This window comes from Nocardioides panacis (genome assembly GCF_019039255.1).
GTDB classification, from domain to species: Bacteria; Actinomycetota; Actinomycetes; order Propionibacteriales; family Nocardioidaceae; genus Nocardioides_B; species Nocardioides_B panacis.
Genome location: NZ_CP077062.1, coordinates 2,909,374 through 2,926,660, shown reverse-complemented (window position 1 = coordinate 2,926,660; position 17,287 = coordinate 2,909,374). Strand labels below are relative to the sequence as shown.

Genomic DNA, 17,287 nt, shown 5'->3' with positions numbered 1-17,287 from the left:
CTCGGACTCGGGGGGAGTCATGAGCCTGGCCTACGCCGACGCGCACGGGGAGCTGCTGGAGACGCTCGACGCCGCGCTGCGCGCCGCCGTCCGGGCCGAGGCGGTGGACCCGCAGCGCGACGCCGGCGTCGTACGGCGGCTGGCCGAGCGGGTGGTCGCCGACCACGACCACCGCAGCCTGACCGGGGCGGTGCTGCCGGTCGGTGACCAGGACGCGGTCGTCGAGGAGCTGGTGTCCCGGGTCTCCGGGTTCGGCGCGCTGCAGCGCTACCTCGACGACCCCACGGTCGAGGAGGTCTGGATCAACGACCCGTCGCGGGTGTTCGTGGCCCGCGCCGGCCGGCACGAGCTGACCTCGACGATCCTCACCTCCGCGCAGGTCCAGGAGCTCGTCGAGCGGATGCTCAAGTCCAGTGGCCGGCGCATCGACCTGAGCCAGCCGTTCGTGGACGCGATGCTGCCCGAGGGGCACCGGCTGCACGTCGTGCTGGAGGGCATCTCCCGCGGCTTCTCGGCGGTCAACATCCGCAAGTTCGTGGTCCGCGCCGCGCGGCTGCACGACCTGGTCGCGCTGGGCAGCCTCACCGAGCAGGCCGCCTCGTTCCTGGACGCCTCGGTGCGGGCCGGGCTGAACGTCGTGGTCGCCGGCTCCACGCAGGCGGGCAAGACCACGATGCTCAACTGCTTGGCGGCCAGCATCCCGGGCCACGACCGGGTGGTGTCGGTCGAGGAGGTCTTCGAGCTGCGGTTCAGCCACCCGGACTGGGTGGCGATGCAGACCCGGCAGCAGGGCCTCGAGGGCACCGGCGAGATCCGGCTGCGCGACCTGGTCAAGGAGAGCCTGCGGATGCGCCCGTCCCGGGTGATCGTCGGCGAGGTGCGGGCCGAGGAATGCCTCGACCTGCTGCTGGCGCTGAACGCCGGCCTGCCCGGCATGGCCTCGCTGCACGCCAACAGCGCCCGCGAGGCACTCGTCAAGCTGTGCACCCTGCCGCTGCTCGCCGGCGAGAACATCTCCGCGCGCTTCGTGGTGCCCACCGTCGCCTCCTCGGTCGACCTCGTCGTGCACCTGGGCATCGGCCCCGACGGGGTACGCCGGGTGGAGGAGGTCGTCGGGGTCCCCGGCCGGGTCGAGAACGACGTGATCGAGACCGAGCCGCTGTTCGTGCGCGAGCAGCAGCGGCTGGTCCGCACCCAGGGTCTGCCGCCCCGGCCGGAGCGCTACGAACGGCTCGGGATCGACGTACGCGCGCTGCTCAACGGGGGTGCCTGACCGTGGGCGCGGTGCTCGGGCTGGGGGTCGGCGTCGGCCTGGTGCTCGTCTGGCTGGCACTCACGACACCGGCGCCGTCCACCTCGCGGCCGGACCGGGTGGGCCGCACCCGCGACCTGCTCGACCGTGCCGGCCTCCCGAGTACGACGGTCGGCGGCGTGTGGTCGGTCTGCGCGATCGGGGCCGTCCTGGTGTTCGTCGCGGTCCAGGTCGTCTCGCGCACCGCGACGGTGGCCGTGGCGTTCGGGCTGATGGCCGGCTACCTCCCGCTCGCGACGGTGACCGGCCGGGCCCGGCGCCGGCAGCGCGAGCTCGCCGAGGTGTGGCCCGAGGCGGTCGACAACCTCGCGTCCGCGGTGCGGGCCGGGATGTCGCTGCCCGAGGCGCTCACCGCCCTGGGGTACCGCGGGCCCGAGCCGCTCCGCGAGCCGTTCCTGGCGTTCGGCGCCGACTACCAGGTCACCGGCCGGTTCGGGGACAGCCTCGACCGGCTCAAGGTGCGGCTGGCCGACCCGGTCGGCGACCGGGTCGTGGAGGGCCTGCGGATCGCCCGCGAGGTCGGCGGCGGGGAGCTCGGCAGCCTGCTGCGCAACCTGTCGGGGTTCCTGCGCGAGGACGCCCGCACCCGCTCGGAGCTCGAGTCTCGGCAGGCCTGGACGGTCAACGGCGCGCGGCTCGCGGTCGCCGCACCGTGGCTGGTGCTGCTGATGCTCTGCTTCCAGCACGAGGTGATCGTCCGCTACGCGTCGCCCGCGGGGGTGCTGGTGCTGGCCGTCGGCGGCGGGCTCTGCCTGGTCGCCTACCGCGCGATGGTGCGGATCGGGCGGCTGCCGACCGAGCAGCGGGTGCTGTCGTGAGCCCGGCGGCCTGGGGTGCGCTCAGCGGTGGGGGCGCCGGGCTCGGCCTGCTCCTGGTGGTGGCCCGGCTGCAGGCCCTGCGGCGCCCGCGGCTGGAGCTGCGCGTGCTGCCCTACGTCCGCGACCTGCCGCAGGCCGACCGGCCGCTGGTGCCGGGCGCCGCGCCGACCGGGGCGTTCCGCATGCTGCTCGGGCCGTCGCTCGGCTCGGCCGCCGAGACCCTGGAGCGGGTGCTCGGCGGGAACGCCTCGATCCGCCGCCGGCTCGAGCGCGCCAACCTGGCGATGAGCGTGCACGACTTCCGGGTGGAGCAGGTGCTGTGGGGGCTGGTCGCCTTCGGCGGCACCGCCGCGGTCTCGGTGCTGGTCGCGCTGCGCTCGCCGGGGCGGACCGTGCCGCTGCTGGTGCTCTGCGCGGTGGGCTTCGTGGCCGGCGTGCTGCTGCGGGAGAACCGGCTCACCGCCCAGGTCGTCGAGCGCGAACGGCGGGTGCTGGCCGAGTTCCCGACCATCGCCGAGCTGCTCGCACTGGCCGTCGGGGCCGGGGAGGGGCCGGTCTCCGCACTCGACCGGGTCGTCACGCGCTCCCGCGGCGAGCTCTCGACCGACCTCGCCGGCGTGCTCGCCGACATCCGCACCGGCACCCCGGTCAGCGCCGCGCTCGACGCGCTGGCCCGCCGGTCCGGGCTGCCGGTGGTCGCCCGGTTCGCGGAGGGCATGGCCGTGGCCATCGAGCGGGGCACCCCGCTGTCCGGGGTGCTGCACGCCCAGGCCGCCGACGTCCGCGAGGCCGGCCGTCGGGCGCTGATCGAGTCGGGCGCCCGCAAGGAGGTCCTGATGATGGTCCCGGTCGTGTTCCTGGTCCTCCCGGTGACGGTCGTCTTCGCGTTCTGGCCCGGCGTCGTCGGGCTGCACCTGGTGACCCCCCTGAGACCCACTCACAGATAGGAACCCCCATGACACAGCTGATGCTGCTGCTCCTCCCGCTCACCGCGCGGGTCCGGTCACGGGCCAGGGACGAGCGCGGCGACGTACCCGGCTGGGTGCTGATCACGGTGATGACCGCCGGCCTCGTGGCGGCGCTGTGGGCGATCGCCGGGCCGCAGCTGAGCCAGATGCTGCGCGACGCGCTGGCGTCCGTGCGCGGCTGAGCGATGGGCGACGCGCGCCGGCGCACCGAGCGGGGCGCGGCGGTGGTCGACTTCGTGCTGGTCCTGGTGGTGGTCGTGCCGCTGTTCCTCGGCATCTTCCAGCTGGCGCTGGTCCTGCACGTCCGCAACACCCTGACCGCGGCGGCCTCGGAGGGCGCGCGGTACGCCGCGACCGTCGACCGGCCGGTCGAGGCGGGCGCCGACCGCACCCGGCAGCAGATCGCCGGCGCGCTCGCGGCCCGGTACGCCCGCGGGGTCACCGCGCGCGAGGCGGCGGTCCGGGGCGCGCCGGGTGTCGAGGTCGAGGTCACCGCGGAGGTCCCGCCGCTGGGCATCTGGGGGCCCGGGATCCGGCTCGACGTCACCGGCCACGCCGTCGAGGAGACCGCCCCGTGACCCGCCGCGACCAGCGCGGCACCGCCCTGGTCGAGGTGACCTGGCTGTCCATCCTGCTGCTGGTCCCGCTGGTGTACGTCGTCCTCGCGGTGTTCGAGGTGCAGCGCTCGGCGTACGCCGTCGACGCCGCCACCCGGGCCGCGGGTCGGGCCTACACGCTGGCGCCGTCGGAGGCCGAGGGCGCCGCCCGCGCCCGGGCCGCGGCGGCCGTCGCGCTGCGCGACCAGGGGCTGGAGCTGCGGGACGGGCAGCTGGCGGTGTCCTGCGACCCCGATCCGCGCGACTGCCTGTCGCCGGGGTCGGTGGTCCGGGTCCGGATGGCGGTCCAGGTCGCGCTGCCGCTGATGCCGTCCGCGCTGGGCGGCGACACCCCGAGCGTGCGGGTCGAGGCGGAGCAGTCCGTGCCCTACGGCACCTTCCGCGAGGACCGGTCGTGAGGGCCGAGCGCGGCACCGCCTCGATCATGATCGTGGGCCTCGCCGTGGTCGCGATCATGATGGTCGGGGTGGTCGTCGACGCCTCCGCGGCCTACCTCCGCCGCAGCGGGCTCGACTCGCTCGCCGACGGCGCCGCGCTGGCCGCCGCCGACGGCGTCCAGGGGCGGCAGGTCTACGAGGGCGGACTGGGGGAGCGGGCGGAGATCGACGCCGAGGCCGCCCGTGCGTACGTCGCGGCCTACCTGCGGGGCACCGGCGCCGCCCGTCGCTACCCGGGGCTGGTCTGCCGCGTCGAGACCGGGACCGACCGGGTCGTCGTGCACGTCTCCGCGCCGCTGGACCTGCCGATCACCCCGCCGGGCTGGGAGCGCCGGCCGACGATCTCCGGGACCGCCGCCTCTTTCGTCGTGGTCAGCGACTGAAACCACCCCCGGAGCGACCCGCTGCCGAAGAAAAGTAAACGGATCGTCCAGTTCGGCCCCCCGAGGGCATCGGTGCAGGTCAGCGGCTCGCGAACGGTGTCTCGCCGCTTCGCGCAACCCACCCAGAACGGACGAACTGCAGGGGCGCCTGTTGTGCCGGCCCCCGCCGAGTGCTTGACTCGGTGGAGCAGTTCGTAGTGGTCAAGCAGACGCCCCTACACCGTGAACGTACGGAAGTAAGGCCCTGCTCATGACGACCACCCCGAATCTCACCCCCGCAGCACCGGCGCAACGCACCCGGCCGGCCACCCAGGCCTACCCCGAGCCCGACCGTGGCATCACCACCGCCCGGTTGCTCGAGGAGCTGCACCGCACCGACGACGAGCGCGAGAAGGCCGCCCTGCGCGCCGAGGTCGTCGTCTTGAACATGGGCGTCGCGCGCGCCATCGCCCACCGCTACCGCCAGCGCGGCCTCGCCGAGGACGACCTCGTCCAGGCGGCGTACGTCGGCCTGGTGAAGGCCGTGAACGGCTTCGACCCCAAGCACGAGCGGGACTTCCTGTCCTACGCGGTGCCGACCGTGAGCGGCGAGGTCAAGCGCTACTTCCGGGACTTCGGCTGGGCCGTCCGCCCGCCGCGCCGGGTCCAGGAGCTCCAGGGCCAGATCGCCAAGGTCTCCGCCGAGCTCACCCAGAAGCTCGGCCGCTCGCCGCGGCCCAGCGAGGTCGCCCAGCACTGCGGGATCGACGTCGAGCAGGTCATCGAGGCGCTGGCCGCCGACGGCGCGTTCACGCCCGCCTCGCTCGACGTACCGGTGGGGGAGGACGGCGCCGCGACCCTGGGCGACCTGATGCCCCACGAGGACCTGGACTTCGGCAGCGCCGAGGCCCGGGTGATGCTCGGGCCGGCCGTCCGCAAGCTCGCGCCCCGCGACCGCCGGATCCTCGAGCTGCGGTTCTTCGAGGGCTGGACCCAGGAGCAGATCGCCGGCGACATCGGCGTCACCCAGATGCAGGTCAGTCGGCTGCTGTCCCGGATCCTGAAGGACCTGCGCGCCGAGCTGACGTGAGCGGCAGCGCCACCCATAGCACCCCGAAGAACACCAACGACAGGGTCCCCGCCACCGTGGCGGTGGCCCTGTTCGTCACCAGGTCGAAGACCAGCCACACCATCCCCGACGTCGTCAGCGCCAGCGAGGCCAGCCCGGCCCGGGCGGCCCAGTTCGCGGCGGACACCAGCCACGGCCGCTCGCCGCGCCGGAAGAGCACCCGGTGGAACGCCACCGGCGCGATGATCAGACCGGTCGCCACGACCGAGCCGCAGAGCACCGCCAGGTAGGCGAGCCGCTGGGTGCCGTCCAGGTCGCCGAACCGGTTCGTGAACGGCAGCGTGAGCAGGAACCCGGTGAGGATCTGCACGCCGGTCTGGGTGACCCGCAGCTCCTGCAGCAGCTCGTTGAGGTTGCGGGTCAGCCGCGCGGACTCGGACTCGTCGAGGTCGCTCATCTCCCGCAGGCTAGTCCTCGAGCGCCTTCTCCAGCTCGGACTTCGACATCTTCGAGCGGCCCTCGACGCCCCGGCTGCGGGCCTCCGCGTAGAGCTGGGCCTTGGTGCGGCCGCCGGCTCCGCGGTGCGACCGCAGGCCTCCGCGCCGCCCGGAGGAGAGGTCCTCGGTCGAGGTCCGGCTGGCCTGCTCGGACTCGCCGGCCCGGGCCCGCTCCTTGTTCACCGTGCGGGCCGCGATCTCCTCCGCGGTGTCCTCGCTGCGGCCGCGGTCCTCGAGGCCCTGCTTGATGTGCTCGTACTGGCGCTCGCGCTTCCTGCTCCACCCCTGCTGCGGCATCGGGTGCTCCTCTCCTCGTCGTACGGCGCGGGGTACCCGTCCGCGGTGGCACGCATGCGTGGCCCGGTCCCGCGGTCGCGTAGGGTGGACTGTTGTGGCAGGCCCAGATTTCGAGACCCAGATCAAGCAGCTCCAGGCGACGATGCACACCATCGAGCAGGTGCTGGACCTCGACGCGATCCGCGCCGAGATCGCAGCCCTCGGTGAGGAGGTCGCCGCACCCGACCTGTGGGACGACCAGGCCAACGCCACGCGCGTCACCGGCCGGCTCTCGCTGCTCCAGGGTGACCTGGACCGGTTCACCAATCTCCAGGACCGCCTCGACGACCTGAGCGTGCTCCTCGAGCTCGCCCAGGAGGAGAGCGACGCGGACACCATGAAGGAGGCCGAGGCCGACCTGCGCAAGATCCACAAGGCCGTCGAGGCCCTCGAGGTGCGCACCCTCCTGTCCGGCGAGTACGACGTCCGCGACGCGCTGATCACGATCCGCTCGGGCGCCGGCGGGGTGGACGCCGCCGACTTCGCGGAGATGCTGATGCGGATGTACACCCGCTGGTCGGAGCGCAACAAGTACCCCGTCGAGGTGTTCGACACCTCCTACGCCGAGGAGGCCGGCCTCAAGTCGGCGACCTTCGCGATCCACGCGCCCTACGCCTACGGCACGCTCTCGGTCGAGGCCGGCACCCACCGGCTGGTCCGGATCAGCCCGTTCGACAACCAGGGCCGCCGGCAGACCTCGTTCGCCGCCGTCGAGGTGGTGCCGCTGCTCGAGCAGACCGACGAGATCGACATCCCCGACGAGGAGATCCGCGTCGACGTCTACCGCTCGTCGGGCCCCGGCGGCCAGTCGGTGAACACCACCGACTCCGCCGTACGCCTCACGCACATCCCCACCGGCACCGTGGTGTCCTGCCAGAACGAGAAGAGCCAGCTGCAGAACAAGGCCAGCGCGATGATCATCCTCAAGGCCAAGCTGCTCGCCCTGAAGAAGGCCGAGGAGCGCGCCCACCTCGACGAGCTGCGCGGCGACGTGCAGGGCTCGTGGGGCGACCAGATGCGCAACTACGTGCTGCACCCCTACCAGCTGGTCAAGGACCTCCGCACGGAGTACGAGACCGGCAACCCGCAGGCCGTGTTCGACGGCGAGATCGACCCGTTCCTCGAGGCCGGCATCCGCTGGCGTCGCGGCGCGGACACCCCCGCCGACGTCTGACCCTCAGGGGCGGGCGCCGAGCGTGGTGGCGACCCGCACGCACCACTGCTCGGCACGCTCCACGGTCCGGGTGGCGCCCGAGGGCCCCGGGGTGCTCAGCCGGCAGGTCGTCCACGCGTCGCCGAACAGCCCGCGCAGGGTGACCACGCGGCTCGCCGGACCGGTGGTCCGGCACAGCGTCGCGACCGCCGGGGTGCCGTACGTCGGGGCGTCGGGCAGCACCGAGCAGCCCTTCTCGGCCCGGGCCTCGCGCACCAGCGTGCGGGCCACGGTCGCGGTCACCGGCTCGGCGAACACCCACACCCGGGCCTGCGACCCGAGCGCGGCGTCGTACGTGCAGTCGAACTCGTGGGACACGTCCCGCAGGCCGGACGCCAGGGCGACCCGGTCGCCGCTGTCGTAGTGCTTCGTGCCGCTCACCGGTCCGCCGAGCGCCCTCTCGACGTCCGCCTGCTCGAGCCGGTCGCAGAACGGCCCGCGCTCGATCGGCAGGTCGCTCAGGTCGACGCTGCTCAGCGGGGTCGGGGTCGGCGTCGCGGAGGGGGACCGGTCCGCGGTCGGTGCGACGTCGCGACCGGACAGCCCGCCCCAGACCACCACCCCGGTCACCAGCAGGGCGGCCACGGCCAGGCTCCAGCGCCGGACCGAGCGACTCCTGCGGGCCCGCGCGCGGGGGCTCGGACCCTCGTTGCTGCTCCCGGACATGGCGTCCAACCTATGCGACGGGCCGAAACACCGACGCGTCCGGATGATTCGGTTGGTCCCTGATCGTCGCCTAGACTCCTGAGTTGGCCGGACGCGGCTGCTCCTCGTGACGGACGGGGGTGGCTCCGCGTGCTCGTCTCTGTCCCCCAGCGCGGCCAAGGAAATCCCCCCGTGATCCGATTCGAGAGTGTGACCAAGCAGTACGGCGGCCTCAACCGCCCTGCGCTCGACGACATCAACGTCGAGGTGGAGAAGGGGGAGTTCGTCTTCCTGGTCGGCGCGTCCGGCTCCGGCAAGTCGACCTTCCTGCGGCTGGTGCTGCGCGAGGCCCGCCCCTCGCACGGCAAGGTCTACGTCGCGGGCAAGGAGATCAACCGCCTCGCCGGCTGGAAGGTCCCCGGGCTGCGCCGCCAGATCGGCACGGTCTTCCAGGACTTCCGGCTGCTGCCGAACAAGACCGTGACCGAGAACGTCGCGTTCGCCCTGCAGGTCATCGGCAAGCCCCGGACCCTGATCAACAAGGTGGTGCCGGAGACGCTCGAGCTGGTCGGGCTGGAGGGCAAGGGCGGGCGGATGCCCGACGAGCTCTCCGGCGGCGAGCAGCAGCGCGTCGCGATCGCCCGGGCGTTCGTCAACCGGCCGATGATCCTGATCGCCGACGAGCCCACCGGCAACCTCGACCCCAACACGTCCGTCGGCATCATGAAGCTCCTCGACCGGATCAACCGGACGGGTACCACGGTCCTGATGGCCACCCACGACGCAGGCATCGTCGACCAGATGCGCAAGCGCGTCATCGAACTGTCCAACGGCACCGTCGTCCGCGACCAGTCGCGCGGCGTCTACGGCTACCAGCACTGAGCGACGATACGGACCCTGATACTTCATGCAGCTCACCTACGTCTTCTCCGAGCTCGGCAACGGGCTCAAGCGCAACGTCTCCATGACCATCGCGGTGATCGTCACGATCTTCGTGTCGCTCACCCTGGTGGGCATGGGGCTGCTGCTGAACGCCCAGGCACACAAGGCCGAGGACTACTGGGGCAGCAAGCTCCAGATCACGGTCTTCCTGTGCAACCAGAACTCCGCGACCGCCAACTGCGTCAACGGTGAGGTCACCGACGCGCAGAAGGAGCAGATCCAGAAGGTGCTCAGCACCAACAGCGAGGTCTCCTCGGTGCGGCTGGAGAGCAAGCAGCAGGCCTACGACAAGTGGAAGGCCGCCTACATCTCGGACAACGACACCGAGCGGCGCGTCTACCAGTCGATCCGGCCCTCCGACATGCAGGAGGCCTACTGGGTCCAGCTCAAGGACCCGGAGAAGTTCCAGGGCGTGAAGAGCGCGGTCCAGGGCCTGCAGGGCGTCAACACGGTGCGGGACCTGCGCTCGGTGCTCAAGCCGATCTACTTCTGGATGAACGTGATGCGCGCCGGGGCGATCTCCGTCGCGGTGTTCCTGATGATCGCGGCCGTCCTCCAGGTCGGCAACACGATCCGGCTCGCCGCGTTCGCGCGCCGGCGGGAGATCGGGATCATGCGGCTGGTGGGCGCCTCGAGCCTCTACATCCAGCTGCCGTTCCTGATGGAGTCCCTGGTGGCGGCGCTGATCGGGGTGGGGCTGGCCGCCGGCACGATCATGCTGTTCATGTGGGTGGTGATCTACCAGACGCTGAGACCGACCTCGAACATCGTCGCCTGGATCGACTGGGGCGACAGCGCTCAGGCGGTCGGACTGATCGCGCTGATCGGTCTGGGACTGACGCTGATCCCGACGCTGGTAATGACCCGGAAATACCTCAAAGTGTGACCTCACTGCGTTACCTTCGAATCGCCTCTTCCCCCGACACATCAAGGCAGACCGGTGGTTCGACACTTCCCCCGCACTACCCGTTCGCGCGCTCTTGCGGCTCTGGCCGTCGGCAGCCTGCTGCTCGGTGTCGCCGTCGTGCCGCTCGCCGCGGCTGACGACCTGAAGGACAAGAAGCACAAGGTCGAGCGCAAGATCGCCGGCGCCTCGGACGACCTCGACGAGTCGAGCGCCCAGGCCCGGCGGGCAGCGTCCGCGCTGTCGGCCGCCAGGGCCCGGCTCGACGCCGCGCAGGCCCAGCTCGCGCAGACCCGCGGCGAGCTCGCGGCCGCCCAGGTGCTCGACCAGGAGATGCAGGCCAAGCTGGACGCCGCGGTCGCGCGGCTCGACCAGGCCCGCGCGGACCTCGCCGCCGGCCGGAGGAAGATCGCCGACCAGCAGGAGACGCTCGGCGAGATCGTGGTGCAGAACTACCAGACCGGCGACCCGTCCCTGATGGGCCTGTCGATGGTGCTGACCTCCCAGGACCCGGCCGAGCTCACCGGCCAGCTGAACTCCGTGCAGAACGTCCTGGACAAGGAGTCGGTCACCCTCGACCGGCTCGAGGCCTCCCGCGCCCTGCTGACCGTGCAGGAGCAGGAGGTCGAGGACGCCAAGGTCGAAGTGGCCAAGGAGCGCAAGGCCGCGGCCGAGAACCTCCTGCGCAAGCAGGGCCTCGAGGCGCAGGCCGAGTCCGCCGAGCAGCAGGTCACCAGCCTGGTCTCGCTGCGCGAGGACGCCCAGCAGGAGGCCGACAAGGCCAAGGCGGCCGACCTGGCGCACCTGCACGGCCTGCAGAAGGAGCGCTCCCGGATCGCCGCGATCCTCAAGAAGCGCGCCGACGAGGCCCGCGCCCGCGCGGCGGCCGCGGCCCGGCGCGCCGGCCAGGCCAGCGGCCCGATCCTGTCCGACAACGGGCCCACGCACTCCAGCGGCTTCCTGGACTACCCGGTCGTCGGACCGGTGACCTCGCCGTTCGGCTGGCGGATCCACCCGATCTACGGCTACCGCTCGCTGCACGACGGCGTCGACTTCGGCGCCGCCTGCGGCACGCCGATCCGGGCGGCCGCCTCCGGCACGGTGCTGGAGAGGTACTTCCAGACCGCCTGGGGCAACCGGGTGATCATCGATCACGGCTTCCACCACGGCGTCGGCCTGGCCACGATCACCAACCACATGGTCGGGCCGGCCATCGTGAGCCCCGGCCAGCACGTCGACCGCGGCCAGATCGTCGGGTACGTCGGCACCACCGGGTGGTCCACCGGCTGCCACCTGCACTACACGGTGCTGCAGAACGGCTCGCCCGTCGATCCGATGAACTGGTTCTAACCGACTTGCCCGGACCTGCGAGAATCGGGCCATGGTCAAGCAGGAGGGGCACAAGCTCGTCGCGCAGAACAAGAAGGCGCGCCACGACTACCTCATCGAGGACACCTACGAGGCCGGCATGGTCCTCCAGGGCACCGAGGTGAAGTCGTTGCGGGCCGGTCGCGCGTCCCTCGTCGACGGGTTCGTCGAGATCGACGGCCACGAGGCGTGGCTGCACGGCGTGCACATCCCGGAGTACACCCAGGGCACCTGGACCAATCACCCGGCCCGCCGCAAGCGCAAGCTGCTGCTGAACCGCGCCGAGATCGACAAGATCGAGCGCCGGGTCACCGAGCGCGGCCTGACCATCGTGCCGCTGTCGCTGTACTTCAAGGACGGCCGCGCCAAGGTCGAGATCGCCCTGGCCAAGGGCAAGAAGACCTATGACAAGCGGCACGCGCTGGCGGAGCGTCAGGCCAACCGGGAGGCGGAGCAGGCGCTGGGCCGCCGGCTCAAGGGCCGCAACGTTGGCTGAGCCGGTCGTCGACGCCGACGTCCCCGGCTGGTGGACCGCGCTGGGGATCCCGGGTCTCTTCGACGTCCACGTGCACTTCCTGCCGCCGCCGATCCTGCGCAAGGTCCGCGAGCAGTTCGACAGGGCCGGCCCGCTGATCGGCCGGGAGTGGCCGCTGGAGTACCGCGGCGACGACGACGAGCGGGTCGGGCAGCTCCGCGCGCTCGGCGTGCGGCACTTCTCGTCGCTGCCCTACGCGCACCGGCCGGGCATCGCGGCGTACCTCAACGAGTGGTCGGCGCAGTTCGCCGCCGGCACCCCGGAGTGCCTGTCCTCGGCGACGTTCTACCCCGAGCCGGGCGCCGGGGCGTACGTCGCGGAGCTGGTCGCCGCGGGCACCCAGGTGTTCAAGGTGCACGTCCAGGTCGGCGACTTCGACCTCCTGGACCCGCTCATCGACGACGCCTGGGGCACGCTCGCGGAGGCCGGCACGCCGGTCGTCGTGCACGCCAGCGGGGGACCGGTGGGCAACGACCACACCGGCCCCGCCCCGATGCGGAAGCTGATGGAGCGGCACCCGACGCTGACCGCCGTGATCGCGCACATGGGCGCACCGGAGTACACCGGCTTCCTCGCGGTCGCCGAGGACTTCGAGCGGGTGCGGCTCGACACGACGATGGCGTTCACCGACTTCTTCGAGGAGATGGCGGCGTTCCCGCGGGACCTGCTGCCCCGGCTGAGCGACCTGCAGGACCGGATCCTGCTCGGCTCGGACTTCCCGAACATTCCCTATCCCTACGCCCACCAGCTCGCCGCCCTGGAGCGGCTGGGGCTCGGCGAGGACTGGCTGCGCGCGGTCTGCTGGGACAACGGTCACCGGCTGTTCTCCGGGGACGACGCGCGGAATTAACACGTGTGGGTGTTTCCACCCGTCGTGTGTGGAGAGCATGATCCTCACCAAGGGGACCGACCTCCCAAACCGCAACCGTGAAGGGGAGGGTCTCGATGAACCTGCCTGGTGGTATCTGGTCGACACGTGACGCGTCCGACCTGGTCTCGGACACCGAGGACTCCGAACACTCGCTGCAGCGCTCCATCAGCTCGGTCGGACTGACCGCGATGGGGGTCGGTGCGATCATCGGCACCGGCATCTTCGTGGTCATCGGCGAGGGCGCGAAGGCGGCCGGACCCGCGGTCATCCTGGCGTTCGTGCTGGCGGCGGTGACCTGCCTGTTCTCGGCGCTGTCCTACGCCGAGCTGGCCGCAGCGGTGCCGGTCTCCGGCAGCGCCTACACCTACTCCTACGCCACGATGGGCGAGCTGGTCGCCTTCATCATCGGCTGGGACCTGATCCTCGAGTACGGCGTCTCGGTGGCCGCGGTCGCGGTCGGCTGGGGCGGCAACGTCAACGCGTTCCTCGACTCCGCGTTCGGGGTGCGCATCCCCGACGCGATCTCCACCTCGCCCGAGGACGGCGGCGTCTTCAACCTGCCGGCGGTCTTCATCGTCATGGCCATCACGTTCCTGCTGATCCGGGGCACCCGGGAGAGCGCCAAGGCGAACCTGATCATGGTCGGCATCAAGATCGCGATCCTGGTGTTCTTCATCATCGCCGCGCTGACCTCGTTCGACCCGAACAACTTCCAGGACTTCTCGCCGCACGGGACCAGCGGCATCACCACCGCGGCCGGCCTGATCTTCTTCGCCTACATCGGCTTCGACGCCGTGGCGACCGGCTCCGAGGAGTCGAACAACCCCGGCAAGGACCTGCCCAAGGCGATCGTCGGGTCGCTGGTGATCTCCACGCTGCTCTACATCCTGGTCGCCGTCGCCGCGGTCGGCGTCGCCCCGATCAGCACGATGACCGACTCCAAGAACTCCGACGCGCCGCTGTCGGCCGCGCTCGAGGCCGGCACCGGGCTCAGCTGGGCCTCCGCGCTGCTCTCGCTCGGCGCGCTGATCGCGATCACCAGCGTGGTCCTGGTGATCCTCTACGGGCAGACCCGGATCTTCTTCGCGATGTGCCGCGACGGTCTGCTGCCGCGGAGCTTCGCGGTGATCCACCCGCGCTACGGCACGCCCGCGCGCCTGACGCTGTCCTTCGGCATCCTGATCTCGATCCTGGCGGCGCTCGTGCCGCTCTCGGAGATCGTCAAGCTGGTCAACATCGGCACGCTGTTCGCGTTCGTGCTGGTCAACATCGGCGTGATCATCCTGCGGCGCACCAAGCCGGACATGGAGCGCCCGTTCCGCACCCCGTTCGTACCGGTGTTCCCGATCATCGGCGTGCTGCTCTGCCTCTACCTGATGACCGACCTGCCGGGCACCACCTGGATCCGGTTCGTGGTCTGGCTGGTCGTCGGCCTGCTGATCTACGTGTTCTACAGCTACGGCCACTCCCGGCTGCGCACCCGCGACCGGGACCAGTCCGGGACCGCCGCATGAGCGGACGGGTGGTCGTCGGCTACCACGGCGGCGCCACCGGCCGGGACGCGCTGGCGTTCGGCACCCAGTGGGCCGTCACCAGCGGGGACACGATGGTGGTGGTCACGGTCCACCCCGGCGCCGCGCCGGCCGGCCTGGCCCGGGTGGACGCCGAGTGGGCGGCCTACGAGCGGTCCGCGGCCCAGGACCTCATCGACGAGGCGAAGGGCCTGGTGGACCCCTCGATCGGTGCGGAGTACCACCGCGTCGACGCCGGCTCCGCGGCCCACGGCCTCTCGGACCTGGTCGAGCCGGACAGCGACGACCGCTCCCTGCTGGTGCTCGGCTCCCGGCGCGACCGGAAGATGCGACGTACCTTCCCGGGCAGCACGGCCGAGCGGCTGCTGCACGGTACGGCGGCCCCGGTGGTCGTCGTGCCCTGGGGCTACGGTCACGTCGAGAAGAAGAGGCTGGAGCGCGTCGCGGTGGCGTTCGTCGACACCCCGGACGGGCAGGTCGCCTTCGCGCACGCCGTCCGGATCGCCCAGCACCTGGGCGCCTCGCTGACCGTGCTCACCGTCGTGCCGGACACCCGCGTGGTGCCCGGCCTGGGGGAGTCCCGGCAGTTCTCCTCCGAACAGCGCAAGGGCTACCAGGCCAGCCTGGACGCCGTGCTGGCGACCGCGCCGGCCGGGCTGGCCGTCTCCGGACGGGTGCTCGACGGGCCGGTCGTGGACGCGCTCGGCGACCTGTCGCTGGACGACTACGACCTGCTCGTGGTCGGCTCGCGCAGCTACGGGCCGGTGCGCCGGGTGCTGCTGGGCGGGGTCTCCTCGCGCGTCGTACGCCACGCCAAGGTGCCCGTGGTGGTCGCCCCCCGCGGCGACTGAGCGGAATACCGGGAGAGGTCTGCCGGTTGGACCGGTAGACTGCTCGTCAGCAACAGGGCAGCACCGTTCCACAACTCAAGAGGGGCTGATCGGTTTCGACTTGGGACGTTAGTTCCAGGGGAAGCGGGTCGAGGATCCAAGGTCATCTCGCAAACGCTCCTTGGAAACCAATAACTGCCAATTCACAGCGCAGTTCGTTCGCCCTCGCCGCCTGACGGCGGGGCAACGGGTCAGACTAGAGGCGCCTCCGCTCTAGAACCTGGCCTCATCTAGGAGGCTTGCTGGGGTGTCCGGGCCGCGAGGACACCCTGGGACTTTTCTGCGGCTGAGCCTGTCGGCGACGTGTCAGTGAGAGCGCCGGGGCTGAGAAAACGACACCACTGACTGCACCCGGAGAAGCCCTGGATCGGCGCCGAAGGACGCGGGTTCGATTCCCGCCAGCTCCACCGAGGGGTGTTCGTGAAATACGAGCACCCAGTTCGCGAAAACGGGTCGCAGGACCCGAGCGGACCTCCTCTTGAGACAGAACCGCACCGACGCAAGCCGGTGCGGTTCTGTTGCGTGTGGAGCCCCCTCAATGGGGGCGGAGGGGGTTACGAAGCCCCAGGGCCGCTCCCAGGGACTGCCCACCCCTCCTCGAGGACGATGAACGAGTTCCGCACCGACGACGGCCATCGGCGAACAGCGACTGTCGGCGGCCGACGTCCGGTCCGTCGACAGGGCGATTCGAGACGGCCGGCCGTCAGGCAGCACAAGGTCATCGACACCCCGAGCACTGGGCCACCTACGAGGAGCAACTGCACGCGTTCGAGCGTTGAAGAAGCAGCACGAGCGAGACGTCCGGGAGCTGACCGGCTTGCTGCGCGAGCCGACGAGCACCGTACTCCGCGTTTCCGACGACGTCCGGGGTCGGGCGGTCTACTTCAGCAAACAAGCCGTTGTCCGGGCCCTCCTGGAAGGGCAGCGGTTCCCCGACTTCAGCCTGGACGACGAATCGCATGGAGAAGAGTTGCCGATCCAACGTCGTTCCGAGAGGCTCACAACTGTGGACCACAGAGAGTTCAGGCGACTCAAGGACGGATTGTTCATCAACTTGCCGCCAGCAAGCAGCGCGGAACTCAGCGTTGCTGCGTCCAAGCTCCGTTCCCGGCTGGCGTCGAGCGCGATGTTCGGTGCTGTCGAGGTGGAGACGACTGAGGATCCGGACCAGCTGCTGGTCGCCATGGTCCGCTACCGGCCAGGAACGCCCGTGGCGCAGGTGTCGAGCTACCTGGAGGCGGTGTGGGTTTCCGAGTTGCGCTTGCCAGGTCTAGACGCTGATGACGATCCCGACCTCCTTGATCTCTTCACACGACAGTTGTCCCGGGCCGGTTATCTGGTTCTCAGCGCCTCCGACGGGGAACAAGCTCTCCAACTGATTCGCAAGGATTTGCCCGACCTAGCGGTACTGGACGTGATGATGCCCAAGGTCACCGGATTGGAAGTGCTTTGGCGGCTCCGTGCGGACCGTGCAACGGCGAAGATGCTGATCGTCTTGCTCAGCGCTGGACGGTTCGGGCCAGCCGCCGCAGCCGACGACTACCTGGTCAAACCAGCTCCGCGAGGAGAGCTCGTACGACGAGTAGATGCCTTGTTCAACCGCCCGCAGCTGCCACAGCACGCGACGGCATCTGACTAGGTGTGGGAGGCAGCCGAGCCGACGTGGAGGCTGCGGTCAGGGAAGGACGGTCGCCCAGGTGTGTTCTGCCCGACCTTTCCGGTGACGGGGACCCTTGGTCGCGCTGGACTGGCGCACGAGACCTTGCTCCCAGCGCTGAGTGGACGCCGGGTAGGGCTGAGGTGCGGCTGGGCTGCGAACGCGTGCATGTCTGCGGCGCCGGCCCGTTCTCCGGGGGCGACCTATCGTGTTCGGCCGAGCTGCCGGTTGAGCGCCACGGTCTGTTCTGCCCCTTCGGGCAGCCGAGCCTGTCCGGTCCCGGCCAGGTCACAGACACGACAAGTGGTCAGTAT

General features: G+C 71.1%; 20 protein-coding genes and 1 other RNA gene. 18 read left to right on the top strand and 3 right to left on the bottom strand.

Annotated features, from left to right (window positions below; genetic code table 11):
* Window positions 1-19: 19 nt before the first annotated feature.
* The 8 genes from KRR39_RS14330 to KRR39_RS14295 all read left to right on the top strand — a co-directional run bounded on the left by KRR39_RS14330 (window position 20) and on the right by KRR39_RS14295 (window position 5,604).
* Window positions 20-1,273 carry a TadA family conjugal transfer-associated ATPase gene (locus KRR39_RS14330; RefSeq protein WP_216937861.1) on the top strand — a complete coding sequence of 418 codons (1,254 nt, stop codon included), beginning with the start codon at window positions 20-22 and terminating at the stop codon, window positions 1,271-1,273.
* Window positions 1,274-1,275: 2 nt separating this feature from the next.
* Window positions 1,276-2,130, top strand: coding sequence for a type II secretion system F family protein (locus KRR39_RS14325; protein ID WP_216937859.1), 855 nt, complete (start codon window positions 1,276-1,278; stop codon window positions 2,128-2,130).
* Window positions 2,127-3,077 carry a type II secretion system F family protein gene (locus KRR39_RS14320; RefSeq protein ID WP_216937857.1) on the top strand — a complete coding sequence of 317 codons (951 nt, stop codon included), beginning with the start codon at window positions 2,127-2,129 and terminating at the stop codon, window positions 3,075-3,077. Before KRR39_RS14325 ends, KRR39_RS14320 begins: the two co-directional genes overlap by 4 nt.
* 8 nt (window positions 3,078-3,085) lie before the next feature.
* Window positions 3,086-3,280, top strand: a complete 195-nt coding sequence (locus KRR39_RS14315; protein ID WP_254185147.1) for a hypothetical protein — start codon at window positions 3,086-3,088, stop codon at window positions 3,278-3,280.
* Between the two features lie 3 nt (window positions 3,281-3,283).
* Window positions 3,284-3,676, top strand: coding sequence for a TadE/TadG family type IV pilus assembly protein (locus KRR39_RS14310; RefSeq protein WP_216937855.1), 393 nt, complete (start codon window positions 3,284-3,286; stop codon window positions 3,674-3,676).
* Window positions 3,673-4,113, top strand: a complete 441-nt coding sequence (locus KRR39_RS14305) for a hypothetical protein (RefSeq protein WP_216937853.1) — start codon at window positions 3,673-3,675, stop codon at window positions 4,111-4,113. Before KRR39_RS14310 ends, KRR39_RS14305 begins: the two co-directional genes overlap by 4 nt.
* Window positions 4,110-4,535 carry a pilus assembly protein TadG-related protein gene (locus tag KRR39_RS14300; RefSeq protein WP_254185146.1) on the top strand — a complete coding sequence of 142 codons (426 nt, stop codon included), beginning with the start codon at window positions 4,110-4,112 and terminating at the stop codon, window positions 4,533-4,535. Before KRR39_RS14305 ends, KRR39_RS14300 begins: the two co-directional genes overlap by 4 nt.
* 250 nt (window positions 4,536-4,785) lie before the next feature.
* Window positions 4,786-5,604 carry a SigB/SigF/SigG family RNA polymerase sigma factor gene (locus tag KRR39_RS14295; RefSeq protein ID WP_216937851.1) on the top strand — a complete coding sequence of 273 codons (819 nt, stop codon included), beginning with the start codon at window positions 4,786-4,788 and terminating at the stop codon, window positions 5,602-5,604.
* On the opposite strand, the gene KRR39_RS14290 is transcribed toward KRR39_RS14295, so the two are convergent.
* Both KRR39_RS14290 and KRR39_RS14285 read right to left on the bottom strand, forming a co-directional pair.
* Window positions 5,552-6,040, bottom strand: a complete 489-nt coding sequence (locus KRR39_RS14290) for a DUF6328 family protein (RefSeq protein ID WP_216937849.1) — start codon at window positions 6,038-6,040, stop codon at window positions 5,552-5,554. The two genes, KRR39_RS14295 and KRR39_RS14290, sit on opposite strands and share 53 nt — an antisense overlap.
* A gap of 10 nt (window positions 6,041-6,050) precedes the next feature.
* On the bottom strand, window positions 6,051-6,377 hold the full coding sequence (locus tag KRR39_RS14285; protein ID WP_216937847.1) for a plasmid stabilization protein: 327 nt from the start codon (window positions 6,375-6,377) through the stop codon (window positions 6,051-6,053).
* Window positions 6,378-6,471: 94 nt separating this feature from the next.
* Here KRR39_RS14285 and prfB point away from each other — a divergent pair, with 94 nt between their 5' ends.
* Complete coding sequence (prfB, locus tag KRR39_RS14280; RefSeq protein WP_216937845.1) at window positions 6,472-7,590, top strand: peptide chain release factor 2; 1,119 nt, start codon at window positions 6,472-6,474, stop codon at window positions 7,588-7,590.
* Between the two features lie 3 nt (window positions 7,591-7,593).
* Here the strand turns inward: prfB and KRR39_RS14275 are convergent, their stop codons facing one another.
* Entirely contained in the window at window positions 7,594-8,295 is a 702-nt protein-coding gene (locus tag KRR39_RS14275; RefSeq protein WP_216937843.1) for a hypothetical protein, read from the bottom strand.
* A gap of 171 nt (window positions 8,296-8,466) precedes the next feature.
* On the opposite strand from KRR39_RS14275, the gene ftsE reads away from it, so the two are divergent.
* From ftsE to KRR39_RS14230, 9 genes are all read left to right on the top strand, one after another.
* Window positions 8,467-9,156, top strand: coding sequence for a cell division ATP-binding protein FtsE (gene ftsE, locus KRR39_RS14270; protein WP_216937841.1), 690 nt, complete (start codon window positions 8,467-8,469; stop codon window positions 9,154-9,156).
* Between the two features lie 25 nt (window positions 9,157-9,181).
* Complete coding sequence (ftsX, locus tag KRR39_RS14265) at window positions 9,182-10,102, top strand: permease-like cell division protein FtsX (protein WP_216937839.1); 921 nt, start codon at window positions 9,182-9,184, stop codon at window positions 10,100-10,102.
* Window positions 10,103-10,156: 54 nt separating this feature from the next.
* Window positions 10,157-11,470, top strand: a complete 1,314-nt coding sequence (locus KRR39_RS14260; protein WP_216937837.1) for a M23 family metallopeptidase — start codon at window positions 10,157-10,159, stop codon at window positions 11,468-11,470.
* A gap of 31 nt (window positions 11,471-11,501) precedes the next feature.
* The gene (gene smpB / locus KRR39_RS14255) at window positions 11,502-11,984 is read left to right on the top strand and encodes an SsrA-binding protein SmpB (RefSeq protein ID WP_216937835.1); all 483 of its coding nucleotides are present in this window, start codon (window positions 11,502-11,504) and stop codon (window positions 11,982-11,984) included.
* On the top strand, window positions 11,977-12,873 hold the full coding sequence (locus KRR39_RS14250; RefSeq protein ID WP_254185145.1) for an amidohydrolase family protein: 897 nt from the start codon (window positions 11,977-11,979) through the stop codon (window positions 12,871-12,873). Before smpB ends, KRR39_RS14250 begins: the two co-directional genes overlap by 8 nt.
* A gap of 95 nt (window positions 12,874-12,968) precedes the next feature.
* Window positions 12,969-14,408 (top strand): amino acid permease, encoded by a 1,440-nt coding sequence (locus KRR39_RS14245; RefSeq protein WP_216937831.1) that lies wholly within the window; start codon window positions 12,969-12,971, stop codon window positions 14,406-14,408.
* The gene (locus KRR39_RS14240) at window positions 14,405-15,277 is read left to right on the top strand and encodes a universal stress protein (protein WP_216937829.1); all 873 of its coding nucleotides are present in this window, start codon (window positions 14,405-14,407) and stop codon (window positions 15,275-15,277) included. Before KRR39_RS14245 ends, KRR39_RS14240 begins: the two co-directional genes overlap by 4 nt.
* 81 nt (window positions 15,278-15,358) lie before the next feature.
* Window positions 15,359-15,726: a transfer-messenger RNA gene (ssrA, locus tag KRR39_RS14235) on the top strand.
* A gap of 365 nt (window positions 15,727-16,091) precedes the next feature.
* A complete protein-coding gene (locus KRR39_RS14230) occupies window positions 16,092-16,955 on the top strand; it encodes a response regulator (protein ID WP_216937827.1) in 864 nt (287 codons plus the stop codon).
* The last annotated feature ends 332 nt before the right edge of the window (window positions 16,956-17,287 follow it).